Source organism: Vibrio sp. RE86, assembly GCF_013114545.1.
GTDB lineage: Bacteria > Pseudomonadota > Gammaproteobacteria > Enterobacterales > Vibrionaceae > Vibrio.
In genome coordinates this window covers 1-16,080 of record NZ_VTXI01000032.1, presented here as the reverse complement: position 1 = coordinate 16,080, position 16,080 = coordinate 1, and the positions used below count along the sequence as shown (strand labels likewise).

Below are 16,080 nucleotides of genomic sequence, written 5' to 3'. Positions count from 1 at the left end.
CGCTAAAAATCAAGGGAGCATTTAACATGGGTAGAACTACAGGCAAAGCCCAACTGAATGATAACCACCTACTGAAGTAGGTGGTTTAGGGCTGAAAACAAAAAGGGAGCTAAACGCTCCCTTTATCACCAATTTGTCACGTATTTAAATAAATGCGTATGCGTCTGCGAACATTCTTTCTGCTTGCGCCTGCTTATTTAGTGTGAATTGTTCTCTTGCCGCACCCGCCATTTCGAATCGGCCTGCAATATAGATATCGTATTCCGCTAAAGAGTCAAAGTCTTGCTCTACCGCTTGAAGTACATTACCCGTCTTTCCTTGCCACTGTTCTGGTGCATCTTCTACTACTGGTACAAAATGAACATTCGCATTATCTTCTGCGATTTGTTGAAGTTCTTCTTTTGCATATAGTTGGCATTCATCACGACCGCCCCAGTATAGGTAAATTTCGTTTTCGCTATTTCGAGCAACACAATGATCAAGAATAGAACGAACGTAACTAAAACCAGTACCACCAGCGATTAGAAGTAGCGGACGCTCACTGTCTTCTTTTACCCAAGCGTCACCATGCGGTGCATCAATCGTAATTTCGCCATCACTCTCTAGAGCTGCTTTCATTGATTCAACAACTTCCAGTGCGTAAGCATTCTGCTCAGCAGCACCGATATGAAGTTCCAATTCGCCTTCGTGGCGGCATGGGCTACTCGCAATAGAGAAAGGACGCTTGTCTTTTTCACCCATTACGACCATTAGATATTGACCAGCTTTGAAATCTACTGGGGTTTCTGGGTGTAATAGGATTTGGTACGTATTGCTAGCCAACGGCTGAATTGACTTAACTTTACATTTAATAGTCATGATGTTCCTCTTACTTACTCTTCCAAAGTAAGTACTAAATTACTTTCTGCGAAGGCTTGGCAAGCAAATATCCATCCTTGTTGCTGCTCTTTATCAGTGAGCATAGGTTCAAGGTGATAAGAGACTGTCCCTTCAAGTTTACGACACAAACAGGCAGCGCACGCGCCTACCTGGCAACGGTTCGGGAAGCGAATATTATTGTTGAGCGCGGCTTCCAATACCGTTTGTCCATCTTGCGCCTCAAACCTAATGTTGTCTGGCAGCAAGACAATGAGATGACTCATAGGATACCCAACTTATCCCAGAACGCATCGATTTTCGCTACAAGTTGGGGATCTTTCTCAATTGGTGTACCCCACTCTCGCACTACTTCTTCACCTTCAATCTTGTTCGTTGCATCTAATACGAGACGCGATGATTGATTGGATGAACCTATAATCTGCTTCGTATCTCGCTCAGGGTCCATTCGGGTTGTGATTGCCCAGATGATGTCATTCCAATCCCTAGCATTCACATCTTCATCGCAAAGAACAATAAACTTAGGTTGGCCAAACTGTTCTAGAAACACTTCCACTTTAAGGCTGAGTTCTGTCGACTGACCAGCTTGTTGCTTTTTCATCGTCACAATCGCAAAACCGTTATTCATTGCGGTTTCCGGCAAATAGAAATCCACCACTTCTGGATTGCGCTTAATAAACTGTTCAATTTGGTCAGCGTCGATATCTGGGTACTGTTGAGTATGAGACTCACGACCAACCAGTTCAGCTTCCCATTTAATGGTCGCATCGAGACCCATTTTCGAACCTAAACCAACAACCGGTGAAGCAAAGTCCAATGAGTCGATAGGAGTGTTATCAATGAACAAGCTATCTTTAACTGGGTCCATATGTTGAGTCATGGCCTCTACCACCTCTCCCCAATCACGTGCATTGACCTTTTCATCACAAACGACCACAAACTTGGTGTACATAAACTGACGTAAAAAAGACCACACGCCCATCATCACGCGCTTAGCATGACCGGGGTACTGCTTCTTCATAGTCACTACTGCCATACGATAAGAGCAGCCTTCAGGTGGCAAATAGAAATCTTCTATTTCTGGGAACTGCTTTTGTAGAATCGGCACAAACACTTCATTCAGTGCAACGCCTAATACAGCTGGTTCATCAGGCGGGCGGCCTGTGTAGGTGCTGTGATAGATAGGGTCTTTGCGCATGGTAATATGAGTAATGGTAAACACATGGTGCTTCTCTTTCTCATTGTAATAACCTGTGTGGTCACCATAAGGCCCTTCATCCGCAAACTCATTAGGATCGATATAACCTTCCATAACGATTTCTGCACTAGCGGGCACTTCTAGGTTGTTACTCACCGACTTAACCACTTCCGTTTTACGGCCACGAAGTAATCCCGCAAACGCATATTCAGACAGTGTATCTGGTACTGGAGTCACTGCACCTAGAATTGTGGCCGGATCAGCACCAAAAGCAACCGAGACAGGGAAAGGTTCACCCGGATTAGTATCCATCCAGTCACGAAGGTCGAGTGCACCACCTCGGTGCGCTAACCAGCGCATGATGATTTTGTTTTTCCCAATCTTCTGCTGGCGGTAGATACCTAAATTTTGGCGCTTCTTGTTTGGCCCTTTAGTGACGGTTAACCCCCAAGTCAGCAGAGGCGCAACATCGCCAGACCAACAACTCATCACTGGTACTTTATCTAGGTCAACCTCGTCCCCTTGCCAAATCACTTCTTGGCATGGTGCTTTGCGAAGCCTTTTCGCCGGCATATTAAGAACCTGCTTAAAGACAGGTAACTTATCTAGTGCGTCTTTGAAGCCTTTCGGTGGTTCGGGTTCTTTAAGATACGCAAGCAACTTACCTACTTCACGTAACTCTTTGACATCTTGACGCCCCATACCGATAGCAACACGTTCAGGTGTACCAAATAGGTTGGTCAGAACAGGCATGTCATAGCCGATAGGATTTTCAAACAACAAGGCAGGACCACCAGCACGCAGCGTGCGGTCACTGATCTCTGTCATTTCATAATCTGGATCTACAGGGTGAGAGATGCGCTTTAGCTTCCCTTCTTTTTCTAGATGCGCGATGAAATCGCGTAAGTCCTTAAAACTCATGGGCCTAATCGTGGGCTGGTTAATCTGCAGGCAGTATAACAAAAAAGAGGAATCGACCGATCCCTCTTTTTATTGTGGTTAATTGGCGTAATTTACTGACCGAGCACGTTCATGATTGCTCGACTATTCACACGTTGATTACTGTTCGCTAGCTCTTCTAACCATGAAGCGTAGCCTTGTTGAGCTAGCTCGCCAGCAATGAATGTCGCATCATCAGATAAGGCCATGCGCGTAATAAGAAAATCTTTTACCTGCGTCGACATTGGGCGCACTTTGGTGAGCTCCTTAATCGCTAGCTCTTTTAAACTTGGGTTATGCGACGCTTGAATGACCTGATTTAGGGAAAAGTCATCAGCGACTTTAGCTAACCGAACTAATTCACTTTGACTATTGAAGTCAGCCTTCATCAACCACAGCAACTTATAGACATCGGCATCTTCACTCACTTGGGCCAAGCGCACCATGACTTGTGATGACGGCAACCAACTGGTGACTGCCTCTTGGGTTAGCTGCTCTGCCAGATTTTGCACTGCTTCTGGCGACAGACTATCGAGTTCGCGAATCAATAGAGCTTCACGGGTCTGCACCTGGTATTCACTGCCAGATAACCACTCTTTTAAAATCAACTCCCCTCTTTCCGCTTCTAATACAAACGCCAAAGTAGATTGATCTTGTTGCCACTGCTTTAAGAGACGGTGAGCAATTGCAGGGTAATTAAACGCAGGAACAGAAAATTCGTACCCATCACCACGCTCTAAAACTTGATAGGTTGGAACCATCGACTTTTGCTGTTCAACAAACAGCGCCATCTTAGGTGTTAAAATCAGATTTTGGTCTTCAATTTTTTTAAGAAGAAGATAGCGAGAGACTTCCTGAACAGGAAGCGACAATCTTTGAAGTGCAAAGTTGAGCCCATCGATATCATCTTCAACAACAAATTGAAGCAGCTCAGCGACCTTATCGTGAACTTGTGATTCTTGAAGCCATTGCTCAACTCGCTCAGGCTGCATTTCTGTAGCCGTTACGACAGGTACACCCATAAATAGCGTGACGGATAGGAGTACTGACGACAACATTCCTTGTTGCATGTTAACCTCCTTGTAACATTTGATTCCATTGTGCTTGTTATCACTAGATAATGCAAACAAAAACGCCACCGACTAAGCGGTGGCGTTTTTTTTAATTTTTAATGCTTACTGACGGCGCATAGCATCAAAGAACTCATCGTTTGTCTTCGTCATGGCTAGCTTATCAATTAGGAATTCCATTGCATCGATTTCGCCCATTGGGTGAACGATCTTACGTAGAATCCACATTTTCTGAAGTTCTTCATTCTTAGTTAGAAGCTCTTCACGACGAGTACCTGAGCGGTTGAAGTCAATTGCTGGGAATACACGCTTCTCGGCAATCTTACGGTTCAGGTGGATTTCCATGTTACCCGTACCTTTGAACTCTTCGTAGATAACTTCGTCCATCTTAGAACCTGTATCTACTAGTGCTGTTGCTAGGATAGTCAGACTGCCGCCCTCTTCTACGTTACGAGCTGCACCGAAGAAACGCTTAGGACGGTGTAGAGCATTCGCATCAACACCACCAGTCAGAACCTTACCTGATGAAGGTACTACTGTGTTGTATGCACGAGCTAGACGAGTAATTGAGTCAAGCAGGATAACCACGTCTTTCTTGTGTTCAACAAGACGCTTTGCCTTCTCAATAACCATCTCTGCAACTTGTACGTGACGAGATGCTGGCTCATCAAACGTTGATGCAACCACTTCGCCTTTAACCAAGCGCTGCATCTCTGTTACTTCTTCAGGACGTTCGTCGATAAGAAGTACCATCAGCTCACACTCTGGGTGGTTGTGCGCGATGCTTTGTGCAATATTTTGCAGAAGCATTGTCTTACCCGCTTTTGGCGGAGCAACGATCAGACCACGTTGACCTTTACCAATTGGTGAAGCTAGGTCAAGGATACGTGCTGTAATATCTTCTGTCGCACCATTACCACGCTCCATAACCATGCGCTCGTTGGCATGCAGAGGGGTAAGGTTTTCAAATAGGATCTTGTTACGTGCGTTATCAGGCTTGTCGTGGTTAACCGTGTTAACTTTAAGCAGTGCGAAGTAACGCTCGCCATCTTTTGGTGGACGAATCTTACCAGCGATTGAGTCACCAGTACGCAGGTTGAATCGACGAATCTGACTTGGAGATACGTAGATGTCATCTGGACCCGCTAGGTATGAACTGTCTGCGCTGCGCAGGAAACCAAAGCCATCTTGAAGAATTTCTAGAACACCATCACCAAAGATATCTTCGCCGCTCTTAGCGTGAGCTTTTAAGATCGCAAAGATAATGTCTTGCTTTCTTAGACGTGCTAGGTTTTCTAGGCCTAAGCTTTCGCCAAGTTTAACAAGGTCAGACACAGGTCTGTTCTTAAGTTCAGTGAGGTTCATGGTGGTTGATGCTTGTTTAGTCAAAATAAGGATCTATTTTCTAGTTAAGAAGGATTTGGTCTCAGGATCGACCAAGAAGAGAACTTGTTTAATTAACGTGCGATAAACTAGCACTAAATAGTAGCCTAGTCTAGATTTTGTTGGCATTCAAAAAACAAAACCGTGCTATGGGAACAGCACGGTCTTATCTAACTATTATAGGTTAGCGTCTAGGAACTCTTTCAATTGAGTTTTAGACAGCGCACCTACTTTAGTCGCTGCTACGCTACCATCTTTGAAGAGAAGTAACGTTGGGATACCACGGATACCAAACTTTGGTGGTGTACCTGCGTTTTGGTCGATATTTAGTTTACCGATAGTGAGCTTGCCTTCGTACTCGTCAGCAATTTCGTCCAGGATAGGGGCGATCATCTTACAAGGACCACACCATTCTGCCCAAAAATCAACAAGAACTGGGCCTGCAGCGTTAATTACGTCGGCTTCAAAACCGTCATCAGTTAGCTGCAAAATCTTATCACTCATCTTCCACTCCAATGTGTTTTTTCGGAACTGGTTGGATGATAACCAGTATTTAGATGCCCTATTGGAATGTATTTACTTTCGTATTGCAAGCGTAAGCTGATATTCTATAGCGATGAAAAAGACGCATATCACAGAGCAAAAGTTCGCCGATTTGGGATTAGACCCTCAAATCACTGAAGGTTTGGAGAAAAAAGGGTTCGAGTTTTGTACCCCAATTCAAGCTTTGGCGTTGCCGGTACTGCTCACCGGCCAAGACATTGCAGGTCAAGCCCAAACGGGTACAGGTAAGACATTAGCTTTCCTGACTGCTACTTTTAACCACTTACTGACGACATCTGAGCATGAAGGTCGTAAGCCAACTCAACCGCGTGCAATTATTATGGCACCGACTCGCGAGCTAGCGATTCAGATCTTTAACGATGCTGAACCTCTAATCGCGAGCACAGGTATCAAAGCTGCATTAGCGTACGGTGGTGAACCTTACGAGAAACAGCTTGCGAAACTTGAAGGTGGTGTAGACGTACTGATTGGTACAACGGGTCGTATTATCGACTTCTACAAGCAGCGTGTGTTTAACCTTAACCACATTCAAGCTGTTGTTCTTGATGAAGCAGACCGCATGTTCGATCTTGGCTTTATTAAAGACATCCGTTTCTTGTTCCGTCGTATGCCAGAGCCAAAAGAGCGTTTGAACATGCTGTTCTCTGCAACGCTATCTTATCGCGTTCAAGAATTAGCGTTTGAGCACATGCATAACCCTGAGCATGTTGTCGTTGAGCCAGAAGTTAAAACAGGTCACCGCATTCAGGAAGAACTGTTCTACCCTTCGAATGAACATAAGATGTCTCTACTTCAGACACTTATTGAAGAAGAGTGGCCAGAGCGTGCGATCATTTTTGCCAACACTAAACATAAGTGTGAGTCAGTTTGGGGCCACCTAGCTGCCGATGGTCACCGCGTTGGTCTACTAACTGGTGATGTTCCACAGAAAAAACGTGAGCGCATCCTAGAGCAATTCACTAAAGGTGAAGTTGATCTACTGGTTGCAACCGACGTTGCCGCACGTGGCCTACACATTCCACAAGTGACACACGTATTTAACTTCGACTTACCAGACGATTGTGAAGACTACGTACACCGCATTGGTCGTACAGGTCGCGCTGGCGCAAGTGGTCATTCAATCAGCTTTGCTTGTGAAGACTACGCGATCAACTTACCGCCAATCGAAGAGTACATTGAGCACACTATCCCAGTGTCAGATTACGACCCAAGTGCCCTGATCCAAGATCTTCCAGCACCAATTCGCATGCGTTCAAACCGTCCGCAGCAGCAACGTCGTACTAACACAGGTGGTTCACGATCAGGAAATCGTCGCTCAAACCACCGCTCTCGCCCACGTCAACAAAAGGATTCTTAAGTCGTAATGAGCCAAGCAGTTTCATCTCCGCTTTACGCAGCCATCGACCTCGGGTCGAACAGTTTTCATATGCTCGTTGTGCGTCACATTGATGGCAGCGTTCAGACTATGGCTAAAATCAAACGCAAAGTTCGCCTTGCAGCAGGTTTAGACGAGAATAACGCCCTAAGCCTTGAAGCCATGCAACGCGGATGGGACTGCTTGAGTCTGTTTTCAGAACGACTTCAAGATATCCCTGCCGACAATATTCGTATTGTTGGCACGGCCACACTTCGCACTGCGACGAATGTGGAGACCTTTTTAGAAAAGGCGAATCAGATTCTCGGTCATAAGATCGAAGTTATCTGCGGCGAAGAAGAAGCAGCTACCATCTATAAGGGTGTCGCGCATACCTCTGGCGGTAGCGGTCGTCGTCTTGTGGTAGATATTGGTGGTGCCAGTACCGAACTTATTATCGGTGAAGGTTTCGAAGCCAAAGCACTCACCAGCCTAAAAATGGGCTGTGTGACATGGCTAGAGCGCCACTTTAAAGATCGTCAGCTAACGGTGACGAACTTCGACAATGCTATTAAAGCAGCTAAAGAGACATTACAACCTATCTTAGAGCAGTACACAGATATTGGTTGGGATGTGTGTGTTGGCGCTTCTGGCACAGTTCAAGCCCTACAAGAGATCATGCTCGCACAAGGCATGGATGAAGTGATCACTCACGCTAAACTGAAACGTCTTCAGAAACAGGCTATGCGTGCCGACCATCTAGAAGAATTAGAGATTGAAGGTCTAACGCTTGAGCGCGCATTAGTGTTCCCAAGTGGTCTATCTATTTTGATTGCAATTTTTGAGCTTTTAGAAATCGACTCCATGACTCTAGCTGGCGGCGCTCTGCGTGAAGGCTTGGTCTACGAGATGGTAGATGAGCTCAAACAAGATGATATTCGCGCACGCACAATCGCTAGCGTCCAGAGCCGTTACCAGATTGATACTGGCTATGGTCAACAAGTGGCGACAATGGCAAGTAAGCTACTGAGTGAATGTCAGGCTGACTGGTTAGCAGAACCTCAAGCGAGTGTGTTGCTCGACAGTGTGGCTAAGCTACATGAAATCGGCTTAACGATCGATTTTAAGAAAGGCGGTGAACACAGCGCTTATCTACTTCAGAATCTCGATCTTCCAGGCTTTACTCGCGCTCAAAAGCACCTGTTAGGTGAAACGGCTCGTCGTTACCGAGAGCAAATTAGCTCTCTACCTGAGCAACATGCCATTTCAAGCACAAGCGCTAAGCGCCTACTTCGATTGCTTCGTCTGGCGGTATTGTTAACGCATCGTCGTAATCAAGCCCTAGAGCCAGTGGTCTCTTTGAGTTCGAGTGATGACAAGCTGACCTTAACGCTCAAAGCTGAGTGGTTACAAGCAAACCCGCTGACTGCCGCAGAGCTTGAAATAGAGGCAAACCGCCAAACTGATATTGGTTGGCCACTCTCTATCGTCGAGTATTAACCACGACAATTAGTAAAAAAGCCCGAGGGATTAAATCTCTCGGGCTTTTTCTTTATTCTGATATTTATTCCGTTGATAACATCAACGAGCACCAGCGACTTTAAAATCTGGGTTCACTGACGTGAGCTTTTTAATCAGGAAGTTTAGAAGCACACCGTACATTGGCACAAAGAGGCCTAAGCTAATCACTAGTTTAAAACCATAATCCACCAGCGCAATTTCAGTCCAATGCTCAGCCATAAATGGATCTGGGCTTTGGTAGAACGCAATGGCAAAGAACGCGATCGTATCAAGCGCATTACCAAACAATGTCGAACACGTTGGCGCAACCCACCACTGCTTTAGCTGACGCAGACGGTTAAATACATGCACATCCAAAATCTGCCCTAGCAAATACGCCATAAAACTCGCAATAGCGATACGAGCAACAAATAGGTTGAACTCTCCTAGCTGGCTGAAGCCTTGAAATGAGCCTTCAAAGAAAATCACAGACAATAGGTACGACACCGCCAATGCAGGAAGCATCACTAAGAAGATGATCTTACGGGCAAGCTGAGCACCAAAGATTCGAACCGTTAAGTCTGTAGCTAGGAAAATAAATGGAAAAGTGAATGCACCCCAAGTGGTATGGAAACCGAAAACAGTAAAGGGTAGCTGAACCAAGTAATTGCTTGATGCAATGATCACTAGGTGGAATAGAACCAATAATAGAAGGGCTTTGCGCTGCTGCGCAGGGGTAAAGTTACTCATGCGATACCTTTTTAGTTTGGTTTGGGGGTGAGGGAACCCAAATCGACTCTTTCCAAGCCAAGGAAAGACTCTTACCAACAATGTTAAATAAATTTCGTCTCGATATTCTCTAATGAATATCGCGGCGGGCGATTATACATTAACCACCCTAAGCTGCAAGCCGCTCAAGATAAGCAATCGTTGGCTTAAAATCTTTTAGTTTAAAAACCTCGTTGGAACAGTGAGGCTAGAAAATCGAGCTCTTCTTTGGAGTCATCAATCGACAAGGCTTCAAACCAGATGCTTTCGCTGTAGTGCTCAGATTTTAGGAACAACTGGCAACCTTCAAAATCAACCAACCATGAGTGGATATCGGCATCCCACTGCTTTTCAATCACCGTAGCAGACAAAAAAGAAACCAAACGTTCTGCCAACTGAGGAAAACTATCAAAATCAAAACGTGGGGAGCGAATGATGATGCGCCCTTCACCAGCTTGATATTCAAGAAGGCCAAATTCCGTTTGCTGTATTGAATCAACCATGATTAGTAATGTGCTCCTGAATCAAATCTAAGAATGGGTCTGCGTATTTTTCGAGTTTACGTTGGCCAACGCCGCTGACGGCCAGCATTTCTCCGTATGAAGTTGGGAGTATCTCCGCCATATCAATCAAAGTGGCGTCACTGAACACAACATAAGGCGGTAGGCCATCTTCATCAGCAATCGATTTACGAAGTTTGCGCAGTTTAGCAAACAGCTTCTTGTCGTAATTTTTGCTCGATAGCTTGTCCGACTTCGCGGCGCGCGCTGCGGTATCCAGTCTTGGTACCGCAAGTTCCAAACTCATTTCGCCACGCAGTAACGGCCTTGCCTCTTCGGTCAGTTGCAAAGTTGAGTTACGGGTAATGTTTTGGAACAGCAAGCCTTTATGGATAAGCTGACGGAACACACTCACCCAGTAGTCGTGGCTGTTTTCACGCCCAATGCCATAAGTCGATAGCTTGTCGTGACCGTTTTCTCGTACCCGAATGTTTTGCATACCACGCAGTACTTCAACCACATAGCCCATACCAAAACTTTGATTCACTCGATACACACACGACAGTGCTTTCTGAGCCTGTTCAGTTGCATCAAAGTGCTTAGGTGGGTCTAAGCAGATATCACAGTTGCCACACGGCTTTTCACGATATTCACCAAAGTAGTTAAGTAGCACTTGTCGGCGACAGGTTTGTGCTTCCGCAAACGCACTCATCGCATTGAGCTTATGCGCTTCAACCTGTTTTTGAGGACCATCGTCTTTTTCATCCAACATGCGGCGCAGCCAACTGATATCGGCTGGATCGTAGAGCATCATCGCTTCAGCAGGTAAACCATCTCGACCAGCACGACCTGTTTCTTGGTAGTAAGACTCAATATTGCGTGGAATATCAAAGTGCACCACAAAGCGAACATTAGGCTTGTTGATACCCATACCAAACGCAACGGTTGCGACCACAATTTGGATATCATCACGCTGAAACGCTTCTTGCACATACGCCCGTTCGTCGGCTTCTAAACCAGCATGGTAACTTGCCGCACGAAGACCGTTGTTGCACAGCTTTTCTGTGACCATTTCAACTTTCTTACGGCTACCACAATAGATGATGCCGCAGTTGCTACGCTGGTTTTCGAGAAAACGTACGACCTGAGAAACCGGTTTGTGTTTCTCAACCAGCGTATAACGAATGTTAGGTCTATCGAAGCTGCCTAAGTAGTGGTGAGGGTCGTTAAGTTGCAGGCGCTGCATAATGTCTTTGCGCGTCGCATCATCAGCCGTTGCCGTCAACGCCATGACTGGTACATGAGGAAAATACTGTTTCAACTGACCCAATGACGCATATTCAGGCCTAAAATCATGCCCCCACTGCGAGATACAGTGCGCTTCATCAACCGCAATCATCGAAAGCGGTAAGCTCTCAAGGCGTTCAATAAAGTCACGCATTAGCACTCGTTCTGGCGACACGTAGATGAGCTTGATTGCGCCAGAGTGCATGCGGTTATACACCGAGATCAGCTCTTCTCGAGGCATGGTTGAGTTAACACACTCGGCCGCGACACCATTAGCTTTGAGTTGGTCCACCTGATCTTTCATCAATGAAATAAGCGGCGAAATCACCAGAGTTAAGCCATGACGAGCCAAAGCAGGAATCTGGTAACACAAGGACTTACCACCACCAGTAGGCATAATGACTAAGCTATCTTGCCCAGAAACCGCAGATTCGATCACCTCTTGTTGCCCATCTCGGAAGGTCTGATAGCCAAAAACATCTTCTAAGATGCGTTGCGGCGTAGGCAGTTCTTCTGTTGGTTGTTGAGCTAAAAGTGTCGAGGTCATGAATTGTCTCAATAGATTTGTCTGGTCGAGTGCGCTGAAAACGCAAGGGGCACATTGTAGAGGGGATTAAAGGCGAATAAAACCGCAAATTGTTAGGCGATTTTGAGAGTCATTCGTATACTGCATGTTTCAATTTGTAAAATTCCTGAATCGAGTAATCCGTCCATGACTCCTGAAGAACAACAAAGAGCCAAGCAAGGTATCTTCCTCGCCATTGGTGCTTACACCATGTGGGGAATTGCACCTATCTATTTCAAAGCGTTAGCCGAAGTCTCACCTCTTGAGATCCTGAGCCATCGTGTTGTTTGGTCATTCTTCTTGTTGGCTATCTTGGTGCATTTTGGTCGTCGCTGGCGCAATGTACGTGATGTGATGAAGTCAAAACAGAAGTTACTCTACCTTGTGACCACCGCCATTTTAGTCGGAGCAAACTGGCTGATATTTATCTGGGCGGTCAATGCCGATCATATGTTGGATGCCAGTTTGGGGTACTACATCAACCCGTTGATCAATGTCCTGCTTGGGATGATGTTCCTTGGTGAAAGATTACGCAAGTTACAGTGGTTTGCAGTCGCACTTGCTGCATGTGGCGTCTTGGTTCAACTGTTTGTCTTTGGGTCGATTCCTGTTGTGGCTATCGCACTCGCTTTCAGTTTCGGTTTTTATGGTCTACTGCGCAAAAAAGTCAGCCTTGAAGCTCAAACAGGTCTGTTCATTGAGACTCTAGTGTTACTACCCGCTGCTGCGATCTATCTGATGTGGATTGCCGATACACCCACATCGCACTTTACCGAAAATCCTTTGAATCTAAATATGTTGTTGATCTCCGCTGGTATCGTGACAACTTTACCACTGCTTTGTTTTACGGGTGCAGCAACACGACTCAAGCTATCAACACTGGGCTTTTTCCAATACATTGGTCCAAGCTTGATGTTCTTGCTCGCAGTATTGGTGTATGGCGAGGCCTTCACAACTGACAAAGCTATTACCTTCGCCTTTATCTGGGGTGCTCTAGTGGTGTTTAGCTTTGATGGAATACGCAATAACAAACAATCGAAAAGAGCAGCAAATTAATTTCTATTGGGCAGCGTGTTTTTCTGCCCTCTCTATCTGATCTAGACACTATGAACGAATTAACCATCCTAACTACTCTTGCCGTTGTCCACTTTGTTGCGCTAATGAGCCCAGGCCCTGACTTTGCGCTAGTGGTACAAAATGCCACGCGTTACGGCCGTCAAACTGGGTTATACATCGCCCTTGGTCTTTCATGTGGCATCTTGCTTCACTCCATTCTTAGTTTAACCGGCATCAGTTACTTAGTGCATCAACAACCTACCCTGTTTGCTTTGTTGCAATTAGCCGGTGGCAGCTACCTGTTCTATTTGGGTTACGGAGCTCTTAAGGCCACTTGGAACACCTTCAAACACCCAGTAAATGTTGCTGACCAGACCGAACAAACCAACCTACTACTCAGCAATAAGCGCCAAGCGTTTTCTCGCGGTTTCACCACCAATATCCTTAACCCCAAGGCGTTGGTGTTTTTTGTCAGTTTAATGTCGAGCTTAGTGCCTGCTAGCATGTCGCTGTCAGGCAAAGGCGCGGCGTTGCTTATTCTTTGGAGCCTGTCATTACTGTGGTTTGCGTTTTTAGCTTGGGCACTGTCCACTCAACGAATGCAGCGTAAGGTCAAAGCGCTTGCTGTCTATATTGACGGATTGTGTGGTGTTTTATTTACGTTTATCGGCCTCAGTATCCTTTGGCAATCGGTGACGGCGCTAATCTCTCAGTTTTAGTCATTGAGCTGTCTAAAATTTGATTCAGCATTACAAATTTATAACAAATCCTTAGATCTCTTCCCTATCCACTGCCACTCTTGCTCTGCATAAATAAAAAGGAGAACAAGATGCAGTGGAAACTTAAATTCCTCACCACCTGTTTGCTTGCAACGTCAGTACCCGCTCTAGCCAACCAAGCCGCAGATTCAGTCGCACCAGAACAGAGTAGCGGTCTTGAGCAGAAACAACTGGTCACCGCAAAAGATTGGATGGTGACCGCAGCCAACCCAATAGCCACTCAAGCCGGCGCTGATATTTTGGCAAAAGGCGGTAACGCGATTGATGCCATGGTCACAACTCAGCTCATGCTAGGTTTAGTTGAGCCCCAATCCTCTGGTATTGGCGGAGGCGCTTTCTTAGTTTACTGGGATGCAAAGAACGACGAACTCACCACCTACGATGGCCGAGAAACCGCTCCACTCGATGCGACCCCTCGCCTGTTCCAAGATGAAAACGGAGAACCACTCAAGTTCTATGACGCCGTGGTAGGTGGCCGCTCTGTGGGTACTCCGGGAACGGTGCAGCTTATGTGGGATACCCATCAAAAGTACGGAAAACTCGATTGGGCTGACCTCATCAAGCCTGTTATCGACGTTGCGCAGCAGGGTTTTGAAATCAGTCCTCGTCTCGCCACATTGATCGCTAATGATGCCGAACGTTTAAGCCGCTTTGAAACCACCAAGACCTACTTCTTTAAACCTGATGGTTCACCCAAAGTGGCCGGAACACTGTTAAAGAACCCTGAATACGCAAAAACATTAAGCGCGATTGCTAAAGGTGGAGCACAAGCTTTCTATCAAGGAGAGATCGCTAAAAGCATTGTTGAAACCGTGCAGAACGCGCCAGGCAATCCTGGGGTATTGGCTCAAAAAGACTTTGATGCTTATTCGATTAAACAAAGAGAAGCGGTATGTTCGCCTTATCAAAACTATCAGGTATGTGGCATGGGGCCACCAAGCTCAGGCGCTCTCACTGTTGGCCAGATCTTATCAATCACAGAACAATTTGATTTAAAAGCGTGGGGGCCAGATAACGCCAAGTCATGGCAAGTGATTGCTGATGCATCTCGATTAGCGTTTGCTGATCGTGGCATGTACATGGCGGATGAAGACTTTGTGCCGATGCCAACACAAGGCTTGCTCGATAAAGAGTACCTAAAGCAACGTGCAAACCTCATCAAACCGGGGAAAGCTTTAGAGTCGGTAAGTGCCGGGACTCCACCTTGGAATTATGCACAACGACAAAGTACAGATGAGTCGATTGAGTTACCATCGACCAGTCACTTCAACGTGGTTGATAAAGAGGGCAATGTCGTCTCCATCACCACTACCATTGAAAACGCCTTTGGCTCTCGCCTAATGACCAATGGTTTCTTACTCAATAATGAGCTAACAGATTTTTCGTTTAGAACTCACAAAGATGGAAAACCTATCGCAAACCGATTAGAACCCGGAAAGCGCCCTCGCTCATCAATGGCACCGACCATCATAATGCACAATGATGAGCCTTATATGGCGATTGGTTCTCCTGGAGGAAGCCGCATTATTGGCTATGTTGCCCAAACCATCATTGCGCATACACAGTGGAAGATGGATATCCAGCAAGCAATCAACCAACCTCATCTGTTGAACCGCTTTGGTACACTCGATATAGAGCAAGGAACCAACGCAGAAGCCTTCCAAGATCAATTGGAGAAGATGGGCTTTGACGTCAATGTTCGCGATCTAAATTCTGGCTTACATGCGATTTTGATTGAAGATGGACAATTAAAAGGTGCCGCTGACCCAAGACGCGAAGGCGCAGCGATTGGGCAGTAGTGCCGATCTCCTCACCTGCTTGTGCGAGATCTCTCACAAGCAGGTGAGTAATTATATCTTTATAGCTGAGATAAATGTTAACAGCACAACGTAATGCTTTGTTTTTAAAGAAAATGTGCATTTATCAATCAAATTATTATGCAGAAAAACGTTTGCGCTATATTGCTGAAAATCGGCATCAGCGTAATATTGAACCTGTCAGAAGGAGTCTGACACGGAACAGGAAATTACCACGGATTAGGTAATCTTCAGGATGAAGATACGGTTACTTAGGATGAGTAGTCGGCACGGATAGCAAATTGGACATTGAACGGATGCATTAGTAACTAGGATGGTTGCTACTACGGATGGAAAATGGACACCTCTGGACGAGGAAAGGACTTATCATCAGGATGATGAAAAGGACACCGCTCAAGGAACAAGCGAAGAGAGCTAACGAGGA

Annotated in this window: 14 protein-coding genes; 5 read left to right on the top strand and 9 right to left on the bottom strand. The window is 45.9% G+C overall.

Annotation, left to right across the window (positions count from 1 at the left end; all coding sequences use genetic code 11):
- Positions 1-144: 144 nt before the first annotated feature.
- The 6 genes from fre to trxA form a co-directional block, all read right to left on the bottom strand.
- Entirely contained in the window at positions 145-858 is a 714-nt protein-coding gene (gene fre, locus F0231_RS20045; RefSeq protein WP_171761450.1) for an NAD(P)H-flavin reductase, read from the bottom strand.
- 14 nt (positions 859-872) lie between these two features.
- Positions 873-1,142, bottom strand: a complete 270-nt coding sequence (locus F0231_RS20040) for a 2Fe-2S iron-sulfur cluster-binding protein (RefSeq protein ID WP_171761449.1) — start codon at positions 1,140-1,142, stop codon at positions 873-875.
- On the bottom strand, positions 1,139-2,995 hold the full coding sequence (gene ubiD, locus F0231_RS20035) for a 4-hydroxy-3-polyprenylbenzoate decarboxylase (protein WP_171761448.1): 1,857 nt from the start codon (positions 2,993-2,995) through the stop codon (positions 1,139-1,141). Before ubiD ends, F0231_RS20040 begins: the two co-directional genes overlap by 4 nt.
- 92 nt (positions 2,996-3,087) lie before the next feature.
- The gene (locus tag F0231_RS20030) at positions 3,088-4,083 is read right to left on the bottom strand and encodes a hypothetical protein (protein WP_171761447.1); all 996 of its coding nucleotides are present in this window, start codon (positions 4,081-4,083) and stop codon (positions 3,088-3,090) included.
- Positions 4,084-4,188: 105 nt separating this feature from the next.
- Positions 4,189-5,448: a transcription termination factor Rho gene (gene rho, locus F0231_RS20025; protein ID WP_171761451.1), complete on the bottom strand. Its 1,260-nt coding sequence runs from the start codon at positions 5,446-5,448 to the stop codon at positions 4,189-4,191.
- Positions 5,449-5,643: 195 nt separating this feature from the next.
- On the bottom strand, positions 5,644-5,970 hold the full coding sequence (trxA, locus tag F0231_RS20020) for a thioredoxin TrxA (RefSeq protein ID WP_006880443.1): 327 nt from the start codon (positions 5,968-5,970) through the stop codon (positions 5,644-5,646).
- 112 nt (positions 5,971-6,082) lie between these two features.
- Between trxA and rhlB the strand changes: the two genes are divergently transcribed.
- The gene (rhlB, locus tag F0231_RS20015; protein ID WP_171761446.1) at positions 6,083-7,387 is read left to right on the top strand and encodes an ATP-dependent RNA helicase RhlB; all 1,305 of its coding nucleotides are present in this window, start codon (positions 6,083-6,085) and stop codon (positions 7,385-7,387) included.
- Positions 7,388-7,393: 6 nt separating this feature from the next.
- Positions 7,394-8,884: a guanosine-5'-triphosphate,3'-diphosphate diphosphatase gene (gene gppA, locus F0231_RS20010; RefSeq protein WP_171761445.1), complete on the top strand. Its 1,491-nt coding sequence runs from the start codon at positions 7,394-7,396 to the stop codon at positions 8,882-8,884.
- Positions 8,885-8,965: 81 nt separating this feature from the next.
- Here the strand turns inward: gppA and F0231_RS20005 are convergent, their stop codons facing one another.
- The 3 genes from F0231_RS20005 to recQ form a co-directional block, all read right to left on the bottom strand.
- Positions 8,966-9,634 carry a 7-cyano-7-deazaguanine/7-aminomethyl-7-deazaguanine transporter gene (locus F0231_RS20005; protein ID WP_171761444.1) on the bottom strand — a complete coding sequence of 223 codons (669 nt, stop codon included), beginning with the start codon at positions 9,632-9,634 and terminating at the stop codon, positions 8,966-8,968.
- A gap of 200 nt (positions 9,635-9,834) precedes the next feature.
- The gene (locus F0231_RS20000; protein ID WP_171761443.1) at positions 9,835-10,155 is read right to left on the bottom strand and encodes a DUF3630 family protein; all 321 of its coding nucleotides are present in this window, start codon (positions 10,153-10,155) and stop codon (positions 9,835-9,837) included.
- Positions 10,148-11,986, bottom strand: coding sequence for an ATP-dependent DNA helicase RecQ (recQ, locus tag F0231_RS19995; RefSeq protein WP_171761442.1), 1,839 nt, complete (start codon positions 11,984-11,986; stop codon positions 10,148-10,150). Before recQ ends, F0231_RS20000 begins: the two co-directional genes overlap by 8 nt.
- A 165-nt stretch (positions 11,987-12,151) precedes the next feature.
- On the opposite strand from recQ, the gene rarD reads away from it, so the two are divergent.
- The 3 genes from rarD to ggt all read left to right on the top strand — a co-directional run bounded on the left by rarD (position 12,152) and on the right by ggt (position 15,638).
- Positions 12,152-13,060, top strand: a complete 909-nt coding sequence (gene rarD / locus F0231_RS19990; RefSeq protein WP_171761441.1) for an EamA family transporter RarD — start codon at positions 12,152-12,154, stop codon at positions 13,058-13,060.
- 50 nt (positions 13,061-13,110) lie between these two features.
- Positions 13,111-13,779, top strand: coding sequence for a LysE family translocator (locus F0231_RS19985; protein ID WP_171761440.1), 669 nt, complete (start codon positions 13,111-13,113; stop codon positions 13,777-13,779).
- A 110-nt stretch (positions 13,780-13,889) separates the two neighbouring features.
- Positions 13,890-15,638, top strand: a complete 1,749-nt coding sequence (ggt, locus tag F0231_RS19980) for a gamma-glutamyltransferase (protein WP_171761439.1) — start codon at positions 13,890-13,892, stop codon at positions 15,636-15,638.
- Positions 15,639-16,080 lie beyond the last annotated feature (442 nt).

Excerpts from the sequence above, each read along its gene's own strand:
- rhlB (WP_171761446.1), top strand. The coding sequence starts at position 6,083 with ATGAAAAAGACGCATATCACAGAGCAAAAGTTCGCCGATTTGGGATTA.
- trxA (WP_006880443.1), bottom strand. The coding sequence starts at position 5,970 with ATGAGTGATAAGATTTTGCAGCTAACTGATGACGGTTTTGAAGCCGAC.
- F0231_RS20040 (WP_171761449.1), bottom strand. The coding sequence starts at position 1,142 with ATGAGTCATCTCATTGTCTTGCTGCCAGACAACATTAGGTTTGAGGCG.
- rarD (WP_171761441.1), top strand. The coding sequence starts at position 12,152 with ATGACTCCTGAAGAACAACAAAGAGCCAAGCAAGGTATCTTCCTCGCC.
- F0231_RS20030 (WP_171761447.1), bottom strand. The coding sequence starts at position 4,083 with ATGCAACAAGGAATGTTGTCGTCAGTACTCCTATCCGTCACGCTATTT.
- ggt (WP_171761439.1), top strand. The coding sequence starts at position 13,890 with ATGCAGTGGAAACTTAAATTCCTCACCACCTGTTTGCTTGCAACGTCA.
- ubiD (WP_171761448.1), bottom strand. The coding sequence starts at position 2,995 with ATGAGTTTTAAGGACTTACGCGATTTCATCGCGCATCTAGAAAAAGAA.
- fre (WP_171761450.1), bottom strand. The coding sequence starts at position 858 with ATGACTATTAAATGTAAAGTTAAGTCAATTCAGCCGTTGGCTAGCAAT.
- recQ (WP_171761442.1), bottom strand. The coding sequence starts at position 11,986 with ATGACCTCGACACTTTTAGCTCAACAACCAACAGAAGAACTGCCTACG.
- F0231_RS19985 (WP_171761440.1), top strand. The coding sequence starts at position 13,111 with ATGAACGAATTAACCATCCTAACTACTCTTGCCGTTGTCCACTTTGTT.
- rho (WP_171761451.1), bottom strand. The coding sequence starts at position 5,448 with ATGAACCTCACTGAACTTAAGAACAGACCTGTGTCTGACCTTGTTAAA.
- F0231_RS20000 (WP_171761443.1), bottom strand. The coding sequence starts at position 10,155 with ATGGTTGATTCAATACAGCAAACGGAATTTGGCCTTCTTGAATATCAA.
- F0231_RS20005 (WP_171761444.1), bottom strand. The coding sequence starts at position 9,634 with ATGAGTAACTTTACCCCTGCGCAGCAGCGCAAAGCCCTTCTATTATTG.
- gppA (WP_171761445.1), top strand. The coding sequence starts at position 7,394 with ATGAGCCAAGCAGTTTCATCTCCGCTTTACGCAGCCATCGACCTCGGG.